Origin of the sequence: Photobacterium sp. 53610, from assembly GCF_036409375.1 — a bacterium.
GTDB lineage: Bacteria > Pseudomonadota > Gammaproteobacteria > Enterobacterales > Vibrionaceae > Photobacterium.
Genome location: NZ_JAXOFS010000034.1, coordinates 1 through 1179 on the forward strand (window position 1 = coordinate 1; position 1179 = coordinate 1179).

Annotated in this window: 1 protein-coding gene; it reads right to left on the reverse strand. The window is 50.9% G+C overall.

Annotated elements, in window-relative coordinates:
• Window positions 1-1179: elongation factor Tu (tuf, locus tag SPK40_RS22935; protein WP_330962016.1), on the reverse strand; the 1179-nt coding region annotated here is incomplete at both ends.

Sequence of the window (1179 nt, forward strand, 5' to 3'; positions counted from 1 at the left end):
CAACGATCTTAGCAACAACACCAGCACCAACGGTACGGCCACCTTCACGGATTGCGAAGCGCAGACCTTCGTCCATTGCGATAGGTGCGATCAGAGTAACAACCATCTTGATGTTGTCACCTGGCATAACCATCTCAACGCCTTCTGGCAGTTCGATAGTACCGGTCACGTCAGTTGTACGGAAGTAGAACTGTGGACGGTAACCTTTGAAGAACGGAGTATGACGGCCGCCTTCGTCTTTAGACAGAACGTATACTTCTGACTCGAAAGTTGTGTGTGGAGTGATTGAACCAGGCTTAGCCAGAACTTGACCACGCTCAACTTCGTCACGCTTAGTACCACGCAGCAGAACACCAACGTTCTCACCAGCACGGCCTTCGTCCAGAAGCTTACGGAACATCTCAACACCAGTACAAGTCGTAGTGACGGTGTCTTTGATACCTACGATAGCAACTTCGTCACCTACGCGAACGATACCTTGCTCAACACGACCAGTTACAACAGTACCACGGCCCTGGATTGAGAATACGTCTTCGATTGGCAGGATGAACGGCTTGTCGATAGCACGCTCTGGCTCTGGGATGTAAGAATCCAGTGCTTCAGCCAGCTCAACGATTTTCTCTTCCCACTGAGCTTCGCCATTCAGCGCGCCCAGAGCAGAACCCATGATTACTGGGCAGTCGTCACCTGGGAAGTCGTACTCAGACAGAAGTTCACGAACTTCCATCTCAACCAGCTCCAGCAGCTCTTCGTCATCAACCATGTCACACTTGTTCATGAAAACAAGAATGTAAGGGATACCAACCTGACGACCCAGCAGGATGTGCTCACGAGTCTGTGGCATTGGGCCATCAGTCGCAGCAACAACCAGGATACCACCGTCCATCTGAGCAGCACCGGTGATCATGTTTTTCACGTAGTCGGCGTGTCCTGGGCAGTCAACGTGCGCGTAGTGGCGAGTCGGAGTATCGTACTCTACGTGAGAAGTAGAGATAGTGATACCACGCTCACGCTCTTCTGGCGCGTTATCGATAGATGCGAAGTCACGCGCTGAACCGCCGTATTTTTTAGACAGTACAGTACAGATTGCAGCAGTCAGAGTAGTTTTACCGTGGTCAACGTGGCCGATAGTACCAACGTTAACGTGCGGTTTCGTACGTTCAAATTTTTCTTTAGACA